Raw genomic sequence first — 18,732 nt, 5'->3', positions numbered from 1 at the left:
TCCTTCCCAGATCAAGGACGCCTTGAAGCGATCGAAATCTTCAAGAGTACTTGGCTGCATCCTGTCGGGCGCGGGTGAAGACGGCGTTGACGATGCCGTGATCAGAGGTCGATGGGGAAGTTTTCCGGTGGGACGGTTAATGGACGCCTGACATCAGCCGATCGTCTGCAGGATCGGGAAGGTTTCCTGGAACCAGTAGGCGATGCGGGTGAACTGGCCGGTGACAAACAGCAGCCCGGTCAGCACCAGCAAGGCGCCCATGACCTTCTCGATAGTCCCCAGATGTTTGCGAAAGCTGGAAAAGAAGGTCAGGAACGGTCCGATGGCGACGCCGGCGAGGACGAACGGCACGCCCAGACCCAGCGAATAGACGCCGAGCAGCGCCGCGCCTTCATAGGCGGTGTCCTGGGTGGCGGCGACCGAGAGGATGGCGGCCAGCACCGGACCGATGCAGGGCGTCCAGCCGACGGCAAAGGCCAGCCCCAGCAGGAAGCCGCCGAGCGGCCCGCTGGCCACGCCGGGACCCTGGTGGCGCATCTGCCGGTCGAGCAGGCCGATGCGGTACACTCCGAGGAAATGCAGCCCCATGGCGATGATAAAGAGCCCGGCAATCGGCGTGATCACCGGCAGGGCGGCACGAAACACCTGGCCGAAGGCCGTGGCAGTGGCGCCGAAGGTGATGAACACCAGTGAAAAGCCGAGCACGAAGAACAGCGAGGTGAAGACGCTTTTCTGCCAGACGACGCCCGCCGTGGCGCCGTCGGCGCGCAACTGGTCGAAGCTCGAGCCGCTCATATAGGTCAGATAGGGGGGCACCAGCGGCAGCACGCACGGGCTGAGGAAACTGAGGACCCCTGCCCCGAACACTGCGAGAAATGAAAAACCGAGCATGACGCCTCCGAATGCGTGCCTTCATACCCCCTCGAGGCGGCAAAGCAATGCGGCAGATCAAACGCTCGCCTGCTTGTGAAGGGCGCGGATCAGCTTGCAGCCTTCCCGATGGCTGCCACGATCAGGTCGACGACGGCCGCATCTTCCGGCCCGGCGTAGAGGCCCGTCATCGGTGCGATGCCTTCGGCCCGCAGGAAGATGTGGGCACGGCGGTCGCCTGCCCGCCAATGGGCGCTGATCTCCTGCCGCGCAATCTCGGACGGATCGTAGCGTATGTCGGTGACCGTCACGGATGCCTCGATGCCAACCGCCTCCGGGGTGAAGGCCGCGACATGGCGATGTGTGGTTACCGGGCCGATCTCGCCGCCGTTCCATTCGCGCGACATGCTGCTGCTGGTCTGCGTGGACCAGTTGGTGATGCCAGCGCTGCCGCCGCCCAGGGCGGCCAGCAGCTCCGGCGACATCGCCTTGAGCATCTCTGCCAGTTTCAAGGTTCCGATGGCCGGAATCGGGACCGGCACGCTGATCGGTCCGGCCGGTGGCGGCACCGGCGCCGGGGCGAGACGGTCGAGCACCACGACATAGCCGCGAGGATGCGGCTCGATCCCCGCGAGGCGGAACTGGCTGGCGGCGATCGAAAAGGTATCGCCGGGAGCCAACACGGTCTGGGTCTCCTTGAAGACGAGGAGGACGCTGAGATGCCCGTGCCGCTCCGGGCGCTCGAAGACATTGGCGAAGGCGATGCTCTCGCCATCGATCTCGTCGGGAATGCCGGTTCTGATCCGCAATTGCGACGTCATCTGCCTGTATTGTGCCCCTGACTGCGTCGGCCACACGGATTTGCCGGCAAATTCGCCAATGGCGCAACCCGTCGGACGCCCCTGCCCTTGCCCCCTGCGGCTGCCAGTCCTATAGCAACCTCGTCCTGTGACGCCCGAGGAGCCAGCCGATGACCAGCCGTCCCGTTCGCATCGCGCCGTCGATCCTCTCGGCCGACTTTGGCCGGTTGGGCGAGGAAATCCGCGCCATCGACGCAGCCGGCGCCGACTATATTCATGTCGATGTGATGGACGGCCACTTCGTCCCCAATATCAGCCTGGGTCCCCAGATCGTCGCAGCGGCGCGCCGGGTAACCAGCAAGCCGCTCGACTGCCACCTGATGATTTCGCCCGTCGATTCCTACATCGGCGCCTTTGCCAAGGCCGGCGCCGATATCATCTCGGTACATGCCGAGGCCGGACCGCATCTGCACCGCTCGCTGCAGGCGATCCGCGCCGAGGGCAAGAAGGCGGGAGTGGTGATCAATCCGGCGACACCGGTATCGGCCATCGCCCACGTCATCACCGATGTCGATCTGATCCTCGTGATGAGCGTCAATCCCGGCTTTGGCGGCCAGAGCTTCATCGAGGAGAGCTACACCAAGCTGCGGCAGGTCCGCGACCTGGTGGCCGGCCGCGCCATCGATATCGAAGTCGATGGCGGCGTCTCCGCCGACAATGCCGGCAAGCTCGCCGCCGCCGGCGCCAATGTCTTTGTTGCCGGCACCGCCATCTTTGCCGGCAATGATCCCGCGACCTATGGGCCGCGCATCACCGCCATCCGTAACGGCGCCCTGACCATTCACGTCTGAGCCCGACTCAGTTTCTCAAGATCCGAGCCTAAGCCCATGATTCCGCGTTACTCCCGCCCCGAAATGGTTGCCATCTGGTCGCCCGAGACCCGGTTCTCGATCTGGTTCGAGATCGAGGCTCATGCCACCACCAAGCTGGCCGAACTGGGCGTTGTACCGCCCGAGGCGGCGCAGAAGATCTGGGACGTGATGACGGCGCGCAAGGGTGCGGACAGCCACTACAATTTCGATATCGACCGCATCGACGAGATCGAGCGCACCACCAAGCACGACGTCATCGCCTTCCTGACGCACGTGTCCGAGATCGTCGGGCCGGAAGCCCGCTTCCTGCACCAGGGCATGACCAGCTCGGACGTGCTGGACACCTCGCTTGCGGTGCAGCTGGCGCGGGCCTCGGACCTGCTGCTCGCCGACCTCGACCGGCTGCTGGCGGCGCTGATGAAGCGCGCCAAGGAGCACAAGTACACCATCACCATTGGCCGTAGCCACGGCATCCATGCCGAGCCGACGACCTTCGGCATCAAGCTGGCGGAGGCCTATGCCGAGTTTTCGCGCGCCAGGGCCCGGCTGGTGCATGCCCGCGCCGAAATCGCCACCTGTGCCATTTCCGGCGCCATCGGCACGTTCGCCAATATCCACCCGTCGGTGGAAACCTATGTGGCCGAGAAACTCGGGCTTGCCCCCGAGCCGGTCTCCACCCAGGTGATCCCGCGCGACCGGCACGCCATGTATTTTGCCACGCTGGGCGTCATCGCATCCTCGATCGAGCGCCTCGCCACCGAAATCCGCCACCTGCAGCGCACCGAAGTGCTGGAGGCCGAAGAGTTCTTCTCGCCCGGCCAGAAGGGCTCGTCGGCCATGCCGCACAAGCGCAACCCGGTCCTGAGCGAGAACCTGACCGGCCTCGCCCGGCTGGTGCGTGGCATGGTCACCCCGGCGCTGGAAAACGTCGCCCTCTGGCATGAGCGCGATATCTCGCACTCGTCGGTCGAGCGCATGATCGGCCCAGATGCCACAGTGACGCTGGATTTTGCCCTCAACCGGCTGACCGGGCTGATCGACAACCTGCTGGTCTATCCCGAAAACATGCGCCGCAATCTCGACCTGCTCGGCGGCCTGCACAACAGCCAGCGCGTGCTGCTGGCCCTGACTCAGGCCGGCATGAGCCGCGAGGAATCCTACGCCGCCGTGCAGCGCAACGCCATGAAGGTCTGGGAAAGCCGCGGCGATCGCACCGGCCAGTTTGCCGCTAACCTGAAGGCCGATCCGGACGTCTCAGGTAGACTCAGCGCCGCCGATATCGACGCCATGTTCGACGATTTCTACCATCTCAAGCATGTCGACGCGATCTTCGAGCGGGTGTTCGGGCCGGCACTCTGATGAAGATTTCCGAAGCCGATATCCTGATCGTTCCCGGGCTGGGCAGTTCCGGCGAGGGCCACTGGCAGCTGCGCTGGGCCGAGCGCTTTTCCACCGGCCAGATGGTCGAGCAGGACGAGTGGGACCGCCCCAAGCTGCCCGACTGGTCGGCGCGGCTGCAGCGCCAGATCATGCTGGCGACGCGCCCGGTGGTGCTGGTCGGTCACTCGCTCGGCGTCTCCGCCATCGTGCACGCCGCCCAGCATCTCAAGGATGCCAAGGTCCGCGGCGCCTTTCTGGTGACACCGCCCGACCTCGAGAACGAGGACCTGCTCGAATCCCTGCCGCACGAGGTACGCAGCTTCCGGAACGTGCCGCGCGACCCGCTGCCCTTCCCCTCGCTGCTGGTCGCCTCGAACAACGATCCCTATTCCAGCGTCGACAAGGCCGTCGACATGTCGACCGCCTGGGGCTCGGAACTGCATTTTGCCGGCGAGGCCGGACATATCAACGTCGAGTCCGGTCACGGTCCGTGGCCGGAAGGCCTGCTGATGTTCACCCGTCTGATGCAGCGCATCTAGCCGGCGGCAGTCGCGCCTCCGGCGCTGGTGCGCCGCCACAGGGCCACGCCGACCCAGCCGAACCAGACGATCATGCCGAGCCCGAAGATCGCTCCCCCAATCTCGCTGATCGGCGGAATGACCGAGACCAGCCCCGCGGCGCCGACCACCACGCCGAACATGCTGAGCGCCCGCCCCATGGCGCCGCCCCGCCAGGCGGCGAGGCTGACCAGCAGCACCCAGGCGCCGCCGACGATCTCGTTGCCGCCGCCGAGCCCGTTGCGCACCGTGGCGACCGCCTGCCAGAGCGCCGCGGCACCCTCCGGGTCACCGCCCATCGCATCGAGCGCCGTGCGCAGGCCGACATTGGCTACCATGCCGCTGGCGATGACGAGCCCCGCCCAGATCAGGCCGAACGCCGCCCCGGCCTGCGGCAGCAGCGCGCCACTCGTGACCAGTTGCCCATGCAGCGCCAACACCAGCACCACAAGGACGAGCCCGTTGAGCACGTAGATGATGAAGTTCCAGAGCTGGTAGATGGTCGCGTTCTCGGCAAGCACCGCCAGGTCGCTCAGCGGCGTCGCCCCCTCGGCTCCGAGCCCGGCCGGTGCCAGTACCGCCCCGAGCACGACAAAACCGATGATATAGGTGGCAGCTGCCACCCATGCTGCCAAAGCGCCCGCGCGCCGCGTCTCAATCATATCGCTTGCCCCGCTTGTCTCGCCGCGAGCCACCTGCCGACCCGCGCGACCTTGATCGAGCAAAATACTAGCCAGCCAGACCGGAAGGACAACCCGTGCCCAGGCCGGCTACGGCCGCGCCCGCCCCCGACCGGGCACAAACCTGCCCGAAATAAGCCGCTGAAAACCGGTGATTGCGGCGGGTTTTGGCTCGGCAATCCTTACCAAGATTATTTCTTGTTTAGTTGAGAAAGACCGAGCCGCAGCAATAGTTTGCCGTGTCGGTCGGGTGGCGCCGGCAGGCAGCTCAACGCTCCCTGCGACTCGAGGCAGCTGGTCGATCGACAACAGGAATGGTCCGCACAGGCGGCCATTCGAAATGGAGACTGAAGATGCGTAAGTTCATCCTTCCCCTCGTCCTCGTTGCCTCGTTCGGCGCCTCGTCGCTGGCCATGGCTGCCGCCACCACCACGGATGGCATGATCAAATCCATTGATGCCAAGGCGATGACGCTGACGCTTCAGGACGGCAAGAGCTACAAGCTGCTGCCCAGCCTGAAGGTCGCCGATCTCAAGGCCGGCGAAAAGGTGAAGGTCACCTGGGACATGGTCGGCAAGGTGATGGAAGCGTCCAGGATCGAAGCCATCAAGTAGCGACGCCTGAACGGCAAAGGGCGGAGCACCGCCCCGCCCTTTGTCAAAAACTGTTGCCGAAGCCGCGACTTAGCCTTCGGACTGCACCTGATCGATGGCGACCTGCACCAGCTCGACCATCTTTGCGCGAATCATCTGGTCGGTGACCGGGGCGCCCTTGGCCTTGATGTCGGCGGCTACCTTGCGGAACACGTCCTCGTCGCCGGCTTCCTCGAAATCGGCTGCCACCACTTCGGCGGCGTATTCCTTGGCATGCTCCTCGGACAGACCCATCTGCTCGCCGGCCCACAGGCCCAGCAGCTTGTTGCGCCGGGCTTCCGCCTTGAAGCGCAACTCGGCGTCATGGGTGAACTTGGATTCCTGGCCTTTTCTGCGATCGTCAAATCCGGACATCTGTCTCTCCGCGCCTGAGGCGTGTCTTCACCAGCGCTTAGCGCGCCCTCGATGGTTTGGACATATGCTGTGCCACCGTCCAAATCAACGGCTGGACGCGCGGCATTTGGTCAGCAATCGCCGACGGCGCCGACCGCACGCCTGCATCCGGCCGAATGCGCAGACCCTGCCGGGGTTTAGCGCAAAATCCCGAAAAAACTTGCTTTCACCTCATAATCTGGCGCATGAACGCGCCCAATTCACCCACTTTTATCCAGGCAGAGAACGGCAGATTTTCATGAACCGTCGGCGGAAGATCTATGACGGCAAGGCCAAGACCCTCTACGAGGGCCCCGAGCCGGGCACCTTGATCCAGTACTTCAAAGACGATGCCACCGCAGGAAACGGCGCGCGCCACGAGATCATCGACGGCAAGGGCGTGCTGAACAACCGCATCTCCGAGTTCATCTTCACCAAGCTCAACGGCCTGGGCATCCCGACTTACTTCATCCGCCGCGTGAACATGCGCGAGCAGCTGATCAAGGAAGTCGAGATCATCCCGCTCGAGATCATCGTGCGCAATGTCGCGGCCGGATCGCTGTGCAAGCGGCTGGGACTCGAGCCCGGCACGCAGCTGCCCCGCTCGATCATCGAGTTCTGCTACAAGGATGACGCGCTGGGCGATCCGATGGTCTCGGAAGAGCACATCACCGCCTTCGGCTGGGCCACGCCGCAGGAACTCGACGACATCATGTCGCTCGCCATCCGCGTCAACGACTTCCTCACCGGCCTGTTCATGGGCGTGGGTATCCAGCTGGTCGACTTCAAGATCGAATGCGGCCGGCTTTACGAGAACGACATGATGCGTGTCGTGCTGGCCGACGAGATCTCGCCCGACAATTGCCGGCTGTGGGACATCAAGACCCGCAACAAGCTCGACAAGGACCGCTTCCGCGAGAACCTTGGCGGCCTCGTCGACGCCTATCGCGAAGTGGCGCAGCGCCTCGGCATCCTCGTGGAGACCGAGAACGCGTTGACCACCGGCCCGCGACTCGTGCAATGACCTCAACGCGGCCTGCGCGCCGCGTTTTCTCTTTTCGAGGTCGCTGATGAAAGCCCGCGTCACCGTCACATTGAAGGCCGGCGTTCTGGACCCGCAGGGTCAGGCCATCCAGGGCTCGCTCAAGAGCCTGGGATTTGCCGGCGTTGGCGCGGTGCGCCAGGGCAAGGTGTTCGATCTCGTGCTCGACGAGACCGATGCGGCCAAGGCCGAGAGCAGCCTCAAGGCCATGTGCGAGAAGTTGCTCGCCAATACGGTGATCGAGAACTATTCCATCGAAATTCTCGGCTGAGCTGCCGGCACTGCATCTGTTTTGCAACAGCCGGCATCTTGTCGCCACGCCCTGCAGATTGGGGCTAGGCGAAGCAGTGCATTTGAAACTAGACGATGGAAATTACGCGTTAAGAAACAAACCCTATAGTGTGCACGCGCTGCGTAACCGCGCTGTACCAGTAAAGTATCCGGATCATGCTGAAGACGTTTTCGCTTTCCGCCCTGTTTTTCCTTACGCTTGGCCTCTTGTTCGCCGCCTACGCTTCGGTTCCGGTCTGAGCCACCGGCTCGACACCGTCCCAGCTCCATTCTGACCTACTCCGTCGCCCCGCCAGGGCGAGGCGTAGCCATGCAGCAATAAGTTAAGCACGGCGCTCAAAATAGCGGTGTTAACCACAGCCATTCAGGCTTCGTTCAGCGATGCGGGCGCAAGGCTCCCATGCGCTATGCGGCAATTGCCCGCCAGCGCGAAGCACCTTACCGATCACCCGCAACCGGGCCGGCAGCAAGCCACGGCCCAGACGACAGCAAGCCGATTTCAAATGATCAGAACCTTTTCCCTGTCCGCCCTTTTCTTCCTCACCATCGGCCTGCTGCTGGCCAATGCCGCGCAACTGCCGATCGCCTGATCGGCGGCTCACGGCCGCGTGAATAAAACCCAAGACATTAAGCAAACCGCTTAAGCCTATGTAACGACTCCACGAGCGTTAATGCGTCCTCGCCTGTATGAGGAGGCATCAAACCTGGAGTATGCGGCCATGTCTGGGAACGCCAACCGTCTGTCTTGGGTCGATACGGCCAAAGGCCTCTCGATCATTCTCGTGGTGATGATGCACTCCGCCTACGGCGTGGGTGAAGAAACCGGCCAGTCCGGCATCCTGCACTGGATCATCGGCTGGGCGACACCATTCCGCATGCCGGAATTCTTCCTAATCTCCGGGCTCTTCCTGAGCCAGGTCATTGCCCGCGACTGGCTGAAGTTCTCCGATCGCCGCATCGTGCACTACTTCTATTTCTACGCCCTGTGGGCCGTGCTGCAGATCGTCTTCAAGGTCGGCCTGGGCACCGGCGACCCGCTGAGCGCGATGCAGCAGATCGCCTTTGCCGTCGTCGACCCCTATGGCGTCCTGTGGTTCATCTACATGCTCGCCGTCTTCAGCCTGATGACCAAGGTGCTCTGGGACCTGCGGGTCAACAACTGGGTGGCGCTCGGCCTTGCGGCAGTGCTGCAGATCCTGCCGATCTCCAATACCGGCAGCTACGTCGTCGACCAGTTCGCCGAGTACTTCGTCTACTTCTTTGCCGGCTATGCGCTGGCGCCGTGGATCTTCAAGTTCGTCGCCTGGGCCGAGGCCCATGTGCTGCCGGCCCTCGGCGCGCTGGCCGTCTACGCCTTGGTCAACACCCTCCTGGTGTTCAATGGCGGCTTCGAGATGAAGCCCGTGCATGTCGAACTGGGCTATGCCGGCCTGCCGGTGCTGCACATGCTGCTGGCGCTGGCCGGATCGCTGGCGCTCTGCGTCACCGCCGCGCTGCTCAGCAAGCTCAACTTCATGGAATGGCTGCGCTGGCTCGGGGCCAATTCGATCGTCGTCTATCTCAGCTTTTCCATCCCGATGGCGCTCAGCCGCGTGGTGCTGCTCAAGGTCGGCCTGATCGACGACACCTCGGCGCTCTCGATCATCGTCATGCTCAGCGCCCTGATCTCGCCGCTGGTGCTCTACTGGCTCATCCGCAAGACCGGCTTCGGCAGCTTCCTGTTCGAACGGCCGGCATGGGCCCACCTGCCCGGCACACCTGGCAGCCGCGGCTATGTCGCCAAGCCGCGCGTCGCGCCGGCGGAATGAAACCAGAGGGCGGGAGCACATCCCGCCCTTGCTTTTTGCCCCGAGACTCACGACAAGTCCGGCAGACATTCCGCCAAGGATCTGCCGATGAAATCCGCCGTCGTCGTCTTCCCGGGTCTCAACCGCGACCGTGACATGATCGCGGCCCTGACCAAGATCGGCGGCACCGCGCCGGCCATCGTCTGGCACCAGGATGCCGACATCCCCGACGTCGACCTGATCGTCATTCCCGGCGGCTTTTCCTATGGCGACTATCTGCGCTGCGGCGCCATCGCCGCGCGCTCCCCGATCATGGACAAGGTGCGCGAGCGTGCCGCCAAAGGCGTCAAGATCCTGGGCGTCTGCAACGGCTTCCAGATCCTGATCGAGGCCGGCCTGCTGCCGGGCGCGCTGATGCGCAACCAGTCGCTGAAGTTCGTCTGCCGCGAGGTCAAGCTCGAGGTGACCAATGCCGACACCGCCTTCACCCGCGGCTACAGCAAGGGCCAGATCATCCGTTGCCCGGTTGCCCACCATGACGGCAACTATTTTGCCGATGCTGAAACACTCGCCGCCATCGAAGGCAACGGCCAGGTTGCCTTCCGCTACGCCGAAGGCACCAACCCCAACGGCTCGATCAACGATATCGCCGGTGTGCTCAACGCCGAAAAGACCGTGCTTGGCCTGATGCCACACCCGGAAAACCTGATTGAAAGCGCCCATGGGGGCACTGACGGACGGGAACTGTTCTCCGCACTCCTGCAGCAAGTTGCCTGACCGCCGGCTGCGGCGGCTGTTTGCCACGGCAGCGCTGCTCGTGGGTGTCGTCGGCCTCGTCATCGATGGCTGGGTCATCTTCCCCTCCATGATGAGCGTCTCGCCCGGCAATCCCGTGGCCCGCTCGTTGCCGGACGTGACGGTCTACTACTGGACCTACTTCACCCATCTTACCAACCTTGGACTGGTGCTGGTCTATCTGTCGGAACTGACGGGCTGGTCCTGGCTGGGCTGGTTCAGGCGCCCGCAGACGCAGACGCTCATGGCGGGGTTCATCACGCTGGTCATGCTGTTCTACCACTTCATGCTGTCGCCTTATCTGCAGATGGAAGGTGCGCTGCTGCTGGCGACCGTGCTGCTGCACTATGTGACGCCGATTGCCTATCTCGTCTGGTGGGCGGCCTTCATGCCGCATGGCAGCCTACAATGGCGCGACCTGCCCTGGATGCTGGTCCCCGGCATCGTCTATGTCGCCTGGGTGCTGCTGCGGGGCCTCTGGGCCCATGAATACCCCTATGACATCCTCAACCCGGACAAGCTCGGCTATGGCGGCGTCGCCATTGGCGTCGGCATCATCTTTCTGGCTGTCAGCATGTTCTGCGTCGTGCTGATCTGGCTCGATGGCGCACTGGCACGGCGGAGGACCCGATGACCCTGCCGACGATCTGGGCACTCGGCGGGCTGGGAATCGGCGCCGGCGCGCTGCTGCTGCAGGCGGCCATCACCTTCTCGCTGCGCCTCGCCGCCGGTCACGACCTGCTCGATGCGGTGATCTTCTTTTTCACCTATTTCACGATCCTCACCAACCTCATGCTGGTGCTGATCTATCTGAGTGAACTGGTACGCTGGCCGGTGCTGGACTGGTGGCGCCGCCCGGTGACCCGCGGCATGATGACGGGCGCCATCATCCTGGTCGCGATGTTCTATCATGTCCTGCTCGCCGGACTATGGGCGCCGCAGGGCTGGGCCAAGCTGGCCGATATCGCGCTGCACTATGTCACGCCGATCCTCTATGTCGTCTGGTGGGCCGCGTTCCAGCCCAAGGGCCAGCTGCGGTTTGGCGATATTCCGATGATGCTGCTGCCGATTTTTGTCTGGCTCGCGTGGGCCATGCTTCGCGGCGCCGTGGTCGGCGAATACCCCTATCCGATCCTTGAAGCGGACAAGCTCGGCTACGGCGCGGTGGCGCTCAACTGCCTCGTCGTGCTGATCGCACTGATCGTGCTTTTCGGGCTGGTCATTCTGGCCGATCGGGCCCTCGGGCGACGGCGGCAGGCCTGATCTCTTCGAACGCCGGGCTTGTTTGTGACAGCCTCAGGCGTTCAAATCCCCGCAGTCTGCCGGGAGTGTTGCGTTCGCATGGGGTATCGCTGGTCTATCGATGACGCATCGGTGCGTTCGGGATTCCTCAGGATTGCGTCGGAACAGATGGCCAAGGCTGTCCTCAGGGCCGACGCAGTGGATGATCCACCAGCCGCCCGCATCCACGCGGCGCGCCGGCATTGCAAGAAGCTGCGTGCCCTGTTCCGGCTCGTCCGCAGCGACTTCCCGGCCTATGCCGACGCCAATGCCAGCATCCGCGACGCTGCATCGAAACTTTCGCGGGCGCGTGATGCGCGGGTGGCGCGCCAGACGCTCGAGGCGCTCTACGCCTGGGCCGGCTTGCCGGCACCCGAGGCACCCGTCGAGGCCGCCATCGATCCTGAAAGCGAGTTTGCGGCCCTCGCCACCTTCCGCTCCGAGATCAGCCAGCAGATGGCCGCCGCCGAACACTGGACGATCGAGGAAATCGATGAGGAGACGCTGAGCAAGGACTTTGCCCGCTGCTACGGCAAGGGCGTCGACGCCATGCAGTATTGCCGCAAGCATCCAGAGGCCGAACCGCTCCACGACTGGCGCAAGGCGGTCAAGTACCACACTTTCCAGTTGCGCCTGCTTCGGGCGCCGCTGGATACCGAGGCCGGTCGGCGCATCGAGCAGGCGGAGCTGCTGGCAACCACGCTCGGCCGACATCACGACCTGGCACTGCTCGAAGAGATAGCGCGCCGGTCGCCCGAGCAGATCGCCCTCGATCTCGACCAGGCCTTTGTCCAGCGCTACGCCGCGGAACGCCAGGAGATGCTGGCGGCGCGGGCCTTCCGCCTGGGCGAGGACATCTTCATCCAGCGTCCCAAGGCCGTCCGGAGCAGCATTGGGGCTCGCCTGCATGCGTGGCGGAGCACCAACGACTGATGGCCCGCGAGATCGAACGCAAGTTCCTCGTCGGCCGCGACGACTGGCGTCCGCTGGTGCAAAAGACCGACGCAGTGCGTCAGGGCTATCTCTCCAACACCGGCGGCGTTACCGTCCGCGTCCGCACGATCAACGAAACCAGAGGCGTGCTCACCATCAAGACCGGTGGCGCCGTACTCGACCGTGCGGAGTTCGAATACGAAGTGCCCATTGCCGATGCCCGCGAATTGCTGGTCCGCTGCCCCGGCCGGCTGATCGAAAAGCGCCGCCATCACCTCGAGCTGCCCGGTGGCGACTGGGTTGTCGACGAGTTCGGTGGCCGTCATCGCGGCCTGATCCTGCTCGAAGTGGAATTGCCCGACAGCCAGGCGGTGATCGAGCTGCCCGACTGGGTCGGCGAGGAGGTCACGGGCCGGGCCGAGTTCTACAATGCCAGCCTGGCCGCGGCCGGCTGAGGGCCGGGGCGACGACAATTCCGTTCATCCACCATCATGCCGGGTGTCGCGCCCTGCCCTGACTTGATATAGGCGGGCGACGGAACGGAATCGGTGCCCGCCATGAGCCTTGCCACGCCCTTCGACAACAACGTCGACATCACCTCGAAACTGGTCGCCGACCACGGCCTGAAGCCGGATGAATACGGCAAGATCCTGCAACTCATCGGCCGCAATCCGACCTTCACCGAGCTCGGCATCTTCTCGGCGATGTGGAACGAGCACTGCTCGTATAAGAGCTCCAAGAAGTGGCTGAAGACCCTGCCAACGACGGGCCAGTTGGTCATCCAGGGGCCGGGCGAGAATGCCGGCGTCGTCGATATCGGTGACGGCCAGGCCATCGTCTTCAAGATGGAATTGCACAACCACCCCAGCTACATCGAACCCTACCAGGGCGCCGCCACCGGCGTTGGCGGCATTCTGCGCGACGTCTTCACCATGGGCGCGCGTCCCGTTGCGGCGATGAACGCATTGCGCTTCGGCGCCCCCGAGCACGAAAAGACCCGGCATCTGGTGTCTGGCGTGGTGGCCGGTATCGGCGGCTACGGCAACAGCTTTGGCGTGCCGACCGTCGCCGGTGAGCTCGAATTCGACGCCCGCTATAACGGCAATATCCTCGTCAACGCCTTCGCCGCAGGCCTCGTCGACACCGACAAGATCTTCTATTCCAAGGCCAAGGGCGTCGGTCTGCCGGTGGTCTATCTCGGCGCCAAGACCGGCCGCGACGGCGTCGGCGGCGCCACCATGGCATCGGCCGAGTTCGGCGACGATATCGAGGAAAAGCGCCCCACCGTGCAGGTGGGCGACCCGTTCACCGAAAAGCGCCTGCTCGAGGCCTGTCTCGAACTGATGGCGACAGGCGCCGTCATTGCCATCCAGGACATGGGCGCTGCCGGGCTGACCTCCTCCGCCGTAGAGATGGGCGCCAAGGGCGATCTCGGCATCGAGCTCGACCTCGACAAGGTGCCGGTGCGCGAAGAGGCGATGACGCCCTACGAGATGATGCTCAGCGAGAGCCAGGAGCGCATGCTCATGGTGCTGCATCCCGAAAAGGAAGCGGAAGCCCGCGCCGTCTTCGAGAAGTGGGAACTCGATTTCGCCACCGTGGGCCGGACCACCGACGACCTGCGTTTCCGCGTGCTCTGGCAGGGCGAGGAAGTCGCCAACCTGCCGATCAAGGATCTCGGCGACCAGGCGCCCGAATATGACCGTCCCTGGACGCCCCCCGCCGTGCCGGCGCCGCTGGCTGCCGACGACATCCCGCAGATGGATATTGCCGATGCGCTGCTGCGCCTTGTCGGCGGCCACCAGGGCGCGTCGCGCCGCTGGGTCTACGAGCAGTACGACACGCTGATCCAGGGCAATTCGCTGCAGCTGCCGGGTGGCGATGCCGGCGTCATCCGCGTCGAGGGCCACGCCACCAAGGCCCTGGCCTTCACCTCCGATGTGACGCCCCGCTATTGCGAGGCAGATCCCTATGAGGGCGGCAAGCAGGCCGTGGCCGAGTGCTGGCGCAACCTGACCGCCGTCGGCGCCGACCCGCTGGCCGCCACCGACAATCTCAACTTCGGCAATCCCGAGCGGCCCGAAATCATGGGCCAGCTGGTGCATGCCATCAAGGGCATCGGCGAGGCCTGCCGCGAGCTCGGCTTCCCCATCGTTTCAGGCAATGTCTCGCTCTACAACGAAACCAATGGCCGCGGCATCCTGCCGACCCCGACCATTGGCGGCGTCGGCCTCATTCCCGACTGGAACCGGATGGCGCGCATCGGCTTTGCCGCCGAGGGCGAGCCCATCCTGCTGTTCGGCGCCCCCGACTGGTGGGGCACGCATCTGGGTCAGTCGACCTACATGCGCGATATCTTCGGCCGCAAGGACGGTCCGCCGCCGCCCGTCGACCTCGCGCACGAGCGCAAGGTGGGCGACCTCGTCCGCATCCTGATCCGCGACGGCCTCGCTACCGCCGTGCACGACCTCTCCGACGGCGGTCTGGCCCTGGGACTGGCAGAAATGGCCATGGCCTCGGGGATCGGCGCCAAGGTCAACCAGCTCGACGGCGGCGATCCGGTGCCGCTGTTCTTCGGCGAGGACCAGGGGCGCTATCTGGTGACCATGCGGCGCGAAAAGCTCTATTACTTCTTCGAGGAAGTCTACCCCTATGCCGGCATCTTCGCCCCCTGGATCGGCACCACCGGCGGCAAGGATCTGGTGCTGGGCGAGGCCCGTCCCGTGCCGGTGAGCGAGTTGCGCGCCGCACATGAGGCGTGGTTCCCCGATTATATGAAGGGCGAGTAATCCCCAGCGGCCATGCTTCGCAGGGTTGCGACTGCAGCGCTTTGCGCTACGGTCACCCTGCCGACATGATTGGCCGCCAGAACTCTGAGTTCAGTCCGGGGAAATTGTTATGAAAAAGTTCGGCTTCGCGCGCGGTTCAATGCTCCTTTCGGCGCTGCTTGTGGCAGGGACGCCGCCCGTGCTGGCGCAGGACAAGGTCGCCATGCAGGTGGTGCAGGGCACGACGCCCGAGCGCCCCTTCACCGTGATCTACCCCGATGTCTTCGAAGCCGTCGACGACGGCAGCGACGTCACCGTCCTGACCTTGCGCCACCCGGACGCGGTCATGCAGTGCGACGCCCTGATCCAGGATGGCGCCAACGTCGAGTGGTCGGCCGAGCGCGCTCTCGAGACGCTCGATGTCGATGGCATTGTCAGGACCTGGGCGCCGGACTTCCCCGGCTTCCGCCTGACCGCCCAGAGCGTCAGCAGCTTCCAGAGCGGGCCGGCACTGGTCTTCGAAGGCGAGAGCGATGATTCGCCGCTTGGCGTGCCGCTCAAGGTGGTCCATGCCGAAGCGATCGACGGCGGCCGCTACTACGCGCTCGAATGCCTCGTGGAGCGCAGCGCCGCCGATGACGCGCGGCCGATGGTGAATTTCATCATCGCCAATTTCTCGACCCGTTCGGACGGCACCTGCTGCGTCGACCCGGCCGACCCGCGCGGCTGACCCCTTGTGCCGGGCGCCCGCCGCCCCCACGTCTTCGCTGCCTAAACCCTTGCGAGAAAAGCGTCCTTGTCCATTCGCACCCCTGTCCCACGCGTCCACCAGATCGCGCGCCTCGGCCTGTTCTCCTGCCATCTGGTCGAGGCCGAGGACGGCCTGACCCTCATCGACACCAATGTCTTCGGATCAGCACCGGGCATCCGCAAGATGATCCAGCAGCTCGGCAAGCCGCTGCGGCGCATCCTGATCACCCATGCCCACGCCGACCACGTCGGGTCGCTCGACGCGCTGGCCGAGGCGTTTCCCGGCATCGACATCGCCGCCTCTTCCCGCACCGCACGCCTTTTGACCGGCGACCGCTCGCTTGCTACCGAGGAGGCCGGTATGTCGCTCAAGGGCGGCTATATCGCCACCGAGACGCGGCCCAACGTCATCGTCGAGGACGGTGATCTGGTGGCCGGCTTTCGTGCCATTGCCACGCCCGGCCATGCCGTCGGCCACGTTTCGTGGATGGAGACGGCAAGCGACTACCTCTTTACCGGCGACGCGCTGGTCTCGGTCGGCAGTCTGCACGTCACTGGCGTCTTCCGGCTCGCCTTCCCATTCCCCTATTTCGCCACCGCCAGCCGGTCGCAGGCACTCGCCAGCGTCAAGAAACTTGCCGCCCTGGCGCCTAAGGCCCTGTTTCCTGTGCACGGCCGCGCCGTGCTCGATGCGGCACCCGCCCTTGCCTCAGCCATTGCCGAAGCCGAACGCGCCTTTGCCTGAGCTGTCCTTGAGGCGGTGGGGCGCGCGTGCCATATCTGCCTGAATGTCTCGACCACGGAGTTTCCCATGCCAATGGCCGCCCACGAAATCGAGCGCCGCATCAAGGCCGCTCTCCCCGATGCCCAGGTGGAAATCCGCGACCTCGCCGGTGACGGCGACCACTACGCAGCCACCGTCATCTCGGAGGCCTTTCGCGGCAAGTCCCGCGTGCAGCAGCACCAGATGGTCAACGCCGCCTTCGGCACCGACATGGGGACGGTCCTGCACTCGCTGGCGCTGCAGACCAAAGCGCCCGAGTGAGCGCGGCCGTACCGGACTGCCGCTTCTGCCTCGGCAACAACCTGCTGGTTGATACGCCGGTGCTCGAGAGCGCGCATTTCTATGTCCTGGGCAGCATCGACCCGATGGTGCCCGTCGCTGCGATGATCATTCCGCGCCGCCACAGCGAAACGCCGTTCGAGTTCACCAGGGACGAGTGGATCGGCTTTGGCGAGATCCTGCGGCAGACCAAGGATCACTTTGCTGATCGAAGGCCGGATGGTTTCACGCTGGGCTGGAATGTCGGCGCCGTCGCCGGACAGCACGTCTTTCACGCCCATCTCCATGTCATCCCGCGTTTCAAGGGCGGCCCGAATGAGGGCGTCGGCATCCGCCGGGTCATGCGCACGCCGCAATGGAGCCCGGAGCAGTGACCCGGGCCGTGCTGTTCGACGTCGATGGCGTGCTGGTGCACGGCTATCACACGCGCCCCGAACTGCAGGTACGGTGGGACGAAAACCTGCTGGCAGACCTCGGCGTTGATCCCCACGAATTCAGGGCAAAATTCATCTTCGACCTCTTCATCAAGAAGGTGATCGTCGGCAAGATGGGTCTGGTCGAGGCGCTGGACCGGGCGCTGCCGGGCCTGGGTTATCGCGGGCCGACGCAGCGCCTTGTGGCCTACTGGCTCGAGCATGACAGCCACCTCAATGACGACCTGATCGAGGTGATCCACCAGCTCAAGGCGACGGGAGCAAAGCTCTACATCGCCACCAATCAGGAGCATTTGCGGGCGCAGTGGCTCTGGCAGTCGCTGCGGCTGGGCGAGCTGTTCGACGACATGTTCTACGCAGCGCGGCTCGGCATCATGAAGCCGGACCCGGGCTTTTTCGCAGAAGTCGATCGCCGCATCGGCCCGCAGACTGAGCAGCCACTGTTCTTCGACGACACGCCAAAGGTGATCGACGGCGCCCGCCGGGCCGGTTGGGAGGCGGTGGAGTACCGCACCGTCGCCGATTGCCGCGACCACCCCTGGATCGCCGGGCGGCTGCAAAAATCCATCGCCTGATGCCGATGGATGGCCTCGACAGCGCCCGATTGAAGGCCTATCTAGTCCTGAACTGCCCCGGAGCCTCCCACGCCGGGCAATCGAAAGGCTGATCCGATGACCGATATCAACACCTTCATCGACGACAAGGTGAAGTCCAACGACGTGTTCCTGTTCATGAAGGGCTCGCCGGACTTCCCGCAATGCGGTTTCTCGGGCCGCGTCGTCCAGATCCTGAACTATCTTGGCGTTGAGTTCGACAGCGCCAATGTCCTCGAAAGCCAGGAACTGCGCGAGGGAATCAAGGCCTATGCCAACTGGCCGACCATCCCGCAGCTCTACATCAAGGGCGAGTTCGTCGGCGGCGCCGATATCGTCACCGAGATGTTCCAGGCGGGCGAACTGCAAAAGCAGTTCGAGGACAGCGGCATTGCGGTCAAGCAGACTGCCTGATCTGCTGCCTGCCCAGCTTTGACGTGAAATCGGCCGCCAGACGCAACTCGCGCAGCGGCCGAACGCGTCTCGTGGCCTCGGCATAGATCGGGTGAGCCTTGTAGGCAGCCAGCGCCGCCTCGTCCGCGAACTCGCCATATACGACCACATCGACGTCATTGCCGATCTGATCGACCTTGGAATTGCGCGACACTTCGAAAAAGCTGCTGTGCGGAATGGTCCCGAGCAGTTGCAGACCCTCGACGATGGCATCGAGGTCGCGTGGATCGCGCGCGGTGAAAAAGACAATGTGTCGGATCAAGGGATGTCCTTCCAGAATGCCCTCTAGCTAATCATCCGCGGGGAAAACGCAACCACGGCACTGCATGGTTGCCTTGCAGCCATCACCAGCCAAGAT

25 protein-coding genes are annotated in these 18,732 nt (G+C 64.3%); 20 read left to right on the top strand and 5 right to left on the bottom strand.

Features of this window, described 5'->3' with window-relative positions; all coding sequences use genetic code 11:
- Window positions 1-153: 153 nt before the first annotated feature.
- Window positions 154-891: a cytochrome c biogenesis CcdA family protein gene (locus AC0L4C_RS13470; RefSeq protein WP_473400161.1), complete on the bottom strand. Its 738-nt coding sequence runs from the start codon at window positions 889-891 to the stop codon at window positions 154-156.
- Between the two features lie 89 nt (window positions 892-980).
- Window positions 981-1,679: a hypothetical protein gene (locus AC0L4C_RS13465; RefSeq protein WP_473400160.1), complete on the bottom strand. Its 699-nt coding sequence runs from the start codon at window positions 1,677-1,679 to the stop codon at window positions 981-983.
- A gap of 161 nt (window positions 1,680-1,840) precedes the next feature.
- Here AC0L4C_RS13465 and rpe point away from each other — a divergent pair, with 161 nt between their 5' ends.
- The 3 genes from rpe to AC0L4C_RS13450 are packed head-to-tail and all read left to right on the top strand — an operon-like array spanning window position 1,841 to window position 4,461.
- A complete protein-coding gene (gene rpe / locus AC0L4C_RS13460; protein WP_473400159.1) occupies window positions 1,841-2,521 on the top strand; it encodes a ribulose-phosphate 3-epimerase in 681 nt (226 codons plus the stop codon).
- A 36-nt stretch (window positions 2,522-2,557) separates the two neighbouring features.
- Window positions 2,558-3,901: an adenylosuccinate lyase gene (gene purB / locus AC0L4C_RS13455; protein WP_473400158.1), complete on the top strand. Its 1,344-nt coding sequence runs from the start codon at window positions 2,558-2,560 to the stop codon at window positions 3,899-3,901.
- A complete protein-coding gene (locus tag AC0L4C_RS13450; RefSeq protein WP_473400156.1) occupies window positions 3,901-4,461 on the top strand; it encodes an RBBP9/YdeN family alpha/beta hydrolase in 561 nt (186 codons plus the stop codon). Before purB ends, AC0L4C_RS13450 begins: the two co-directional genes overlap by 1 nt.
- Here the strand turns inward: AC0L4C_RS13450 and AC0L4C_RS13445 are convergent.
- A complete protein-coding gene (locus AC0L4C_RS13445; RefSeq protein WP_473400155.1) occupies window positions 4,458-5,141 on the bottom strand; it encodes a DUF4386 family protein in 684 nt (227 codons plus the stop codon). The genes AC0L4C_RS13450 and AC0L4C_RS13445 overlap by 4 nt on opposite strands.
- A gap of 371 nt (window positions 5,142-5,512) precedes the next feature.
- On the opposite strand from AC0L4C_RS13445, the gene AC0L4C_RS13440 reads away from it, so the two are divergent.
- On the top strand, window positions 5,513-5,773 hold the full coding sequence (locus tag AC0L4C_RS13440; protein ID WP_473400154.1) for a DUF1344 domain-containing protein: 261 nt from the start codon (window positions 5,513-5,515) through the stop codon (window positions 5,771-5,773).
- Window positions 5,774-5,842: 69 nt separating this feature from the next.
- Here the strand turns inward: AC0L4C_RS13440 and AC0L4C_RS13435 are convergent, their stop codons facing one another.
- Complete coding sequence (locus tag AC0L4C_RS13435) at window positions 5,843-6,166, bottom strand: DUF1476 domain-containing protein (protein ID WP_473400152.1); 324 nt, start codon at window positions 6,164-6,166, stop codon at window positions 5,843-5,845.
- Window positions 6,167-6,443: 277 nt separating this feature from the next.
- On the opposite strand from AC0L4C_RS13435, the gene purC reads away from it, so the two are divergent.
- The 16 genes from purC (at window position 6,444) to grxD (ending at window position 18,335) form a co-directional block, all read left to right on the top strand.
- Window positions 6,444-7,208, top strand: a complete 765-nt coding sequence (gene purC / locus AC0L4C_RS13430; protein WP_473400151.1) for a phosphoribosylaminoimidazolesuccinocarboxamide synthase — start codon at window positions 6,444-6,446, stop codon at window positions 7,206-7,208.
- Window positions 7,209-7,251: 43 nt separating this feature from the next.
- Window positions 7,252-7,497, top strand: coding sequence for a phosphoribosylformylglycinamidine synthase subunit PurS (gene purS, locus AC0L4C_RS13425; protein ID WP_473403521.1), 246 nt, complete (start codon window positions 7,252-7,254; stop codon window positions 7,495-7,497).
- A 427-nt stretch (window positions 7,498-7,924) separates the two neighbouring features.
- The gene (locus tag AC0L4C_RS13420) at window positions 7,925-8,107 is read left to right on the top strand and encodes a hypothetical protein (protein WP_473400150.1); all 183 of its coding nucleotides are present in this window, start codon (window positions 7,925-7,927) and stop codon (window positions 8,105-8,107) included.
- A gap of 129 nt (window positions 8,108-8,236) precedes the next feature.
- Window positions 8,237-9,325 (top strand): acyltransferase family protein, encoded by a 1,089-nt coding sequence (locus AC0L4C_RS13415; RefSeq protein WP_473400149.1) that lies wholly within the window; start codon window positions 8,237-8,239, stop codon window positions 9,323-9,325.
- Between the two features lie 87 nt (window positions 9,326-9,412).
- Entirely contained in the window at window positions 9,413-10,081 is a 669-nt protein-coding gene (gene purQ, locus AC0L4C_RS13410) for a phosphoribosylformylglycinamidine synthase subunit PurQ (protein ID WP_473400148.1), read from the top strand.
- Window positions 10,074-10,733, top strand: a complete 660-nt coding sequence (locus tag AC0L4C_RS13405; RefSeq protein ID WP_473400147.1) for a Pr6Pr family membrane protein — start codon at window positions 10,074-10,076, stop codon at window positions 10,731-10,733. The genes purQ and AC0L4C_RS13405 overlap by 8 nt, the downstream gene beginning before the upstream one ends.
- Window positions 10,730-11,362 carry a Pr6Pr family membrane protein gene (locus tag AC0L4C_RS13400; protein WP_473400146.1) on the top strand — a complete coding sequence of 211 codons (633 nt, stop codon included), beginning with the start codon at window positions 10,730-10,732 and terminating at the stop codon, window positions 11,360-11,362. Before AC0L4C_RS13405 ends, AC0L4C_RS13400 begins: the two co-directional genes overlap by 4 nt.
- 147 nt (window positions 11,363-11,509) lie before the next feature.
- Window positions 11,510-12,313 carry a CHAD domain-containing protein gene (locus AC0L4C_RS13395; protein WP_473400145.1) on the top strand — a complete coding sequence of 268 codons (804 nt, stop codon included), beginning with the start codon at window positions 11,510-11,512 and terminating at the stop codon, window positions 12,311-12,313.
- Window positions 12,313-12,768 carry a CYTH domain-containing protein gene (locus tag AC0L4C_RS13390; protein ID WP_473400144.1) on the top strand — a complete coding sequence of 152 codons (456 nt, stop codon included), beginning with the start codon at window positions 12,313-12,315 and terminating at the stop codon, window positions 12,766-12,768. Before AC0L4C_RS13395 ends, AC0L4C_RS13390 begins: the two co-directional genes overlap by 1 nt.
- Window positions 12,769-12,870: 102 nt before the next feature.
- Window positions 12,871-15,102, top strand: coding sequence for a phosphoribosylformylglycinamidine synthase subunit PurL (gene purL, locus AC0L4C_RS13385; RefSeq protein ID WP_473400143.1), 2,232 nt, complete (start codon window positions 12,871-12,873; stop codon window positions 15,100-15,102).
- 109 nt (window positions 15,103-15,211) lie between these two features.
- A complete protein-coding gene (locus tag AC0L4C_RS13380; protein ID WP_473400142.1) occupies window positions 15,212-15,811 on the top strand; it encodes a hypothetical protein in 600 nt (199 codons plus the stop codon).
- 66 nt (window positions 15,812-15,877) lie between these two features.
- On the top strand, window positions 15,878-16,576 hold the full coding sequence (locus tag AC0L4C_RS13375) for an MBL fold metallo-hydrolase (RefSeq protein WP_473400141.1): 699 nt from the start codon (window positions 15,878-15,880) through the stop codon (window positions 16,574-16,576).
- Between the two features lie 66 nt (window positions 16,577-16,642).
- A complete protein-coding gene (locus tag AC0L4C_RS13370) occupies window positions 16,643-16,876 on the top strand; it encodes a BolA/IbaG family iron-sulfur metabolism protein (RefSeq protein WP_473400140.1) in 234 nt (77 codons plus the stop codon).
- Window positions 16,873-17,268, top strand: a complete 396-nt coding sequence (locus AC0L4C_RS13365) for an HIT family protein (protein WP_473400138.1) — start codon at window positions 16,873-16,875, stop codon at window positions 17,266-17,268. The genes AC0L4C_RS13370 and AC0L4C_RS13365 overlap by 4 nt, the downstream gene beginning before the upstream one ends.
- A complete protein-coding gene (locus AC0L4C_RS13360) occupies window positions 17,265-17,903 on the top strand; it encodes an HAD-IA family hydrolase (protein ID WP_473400137.1) in 639 nt (212 codons plus the stop codon). Before AC0L4C_RS13365 ends, AC0L4C_RS13360 begins: the two co-directional genes overlap by 4 nt.
- A gap of 96 nt (window positions 17,904-17,999) precedes the next feature.
- Complete coding sequence (grxD, locus tag AC0L4C_RS13355; protein WP_473400136.1) at window positions 18,000-18,335, top strand: Grx4 family monothiol glutaredoxin; 336 nt, start codon at window positions 18,000-18,002, stop codon at window positions 18,333-18,335.
- Here the strand turns inward: grxD and AC0L4C_RS13350 are convergent.
- Window positions 18,319-18,636, bottom strand: coding sequence for a Dabb family protein (locus tag AC0L4C_RS13350; RefSeq protein WP_473400134.1), 318 nt, complete (start codon window positions 18,634-18,636; stop codon window positions 18,319-18,321). The two genes, grxD and AC0L4C_RS13350, sit on opposite strands and share 17 nt — an antisense overlap.
- Window positions 18,637-18,732: the final 96 nt, after the last annotated feature.

The organism is Devosia sp. J20-27 (assembly GCF_055808595.1).
Note: the sequence above shows the minus strand (reverse complement) of the source record. Positions and strands in the feature narration are given on the sequence as shown.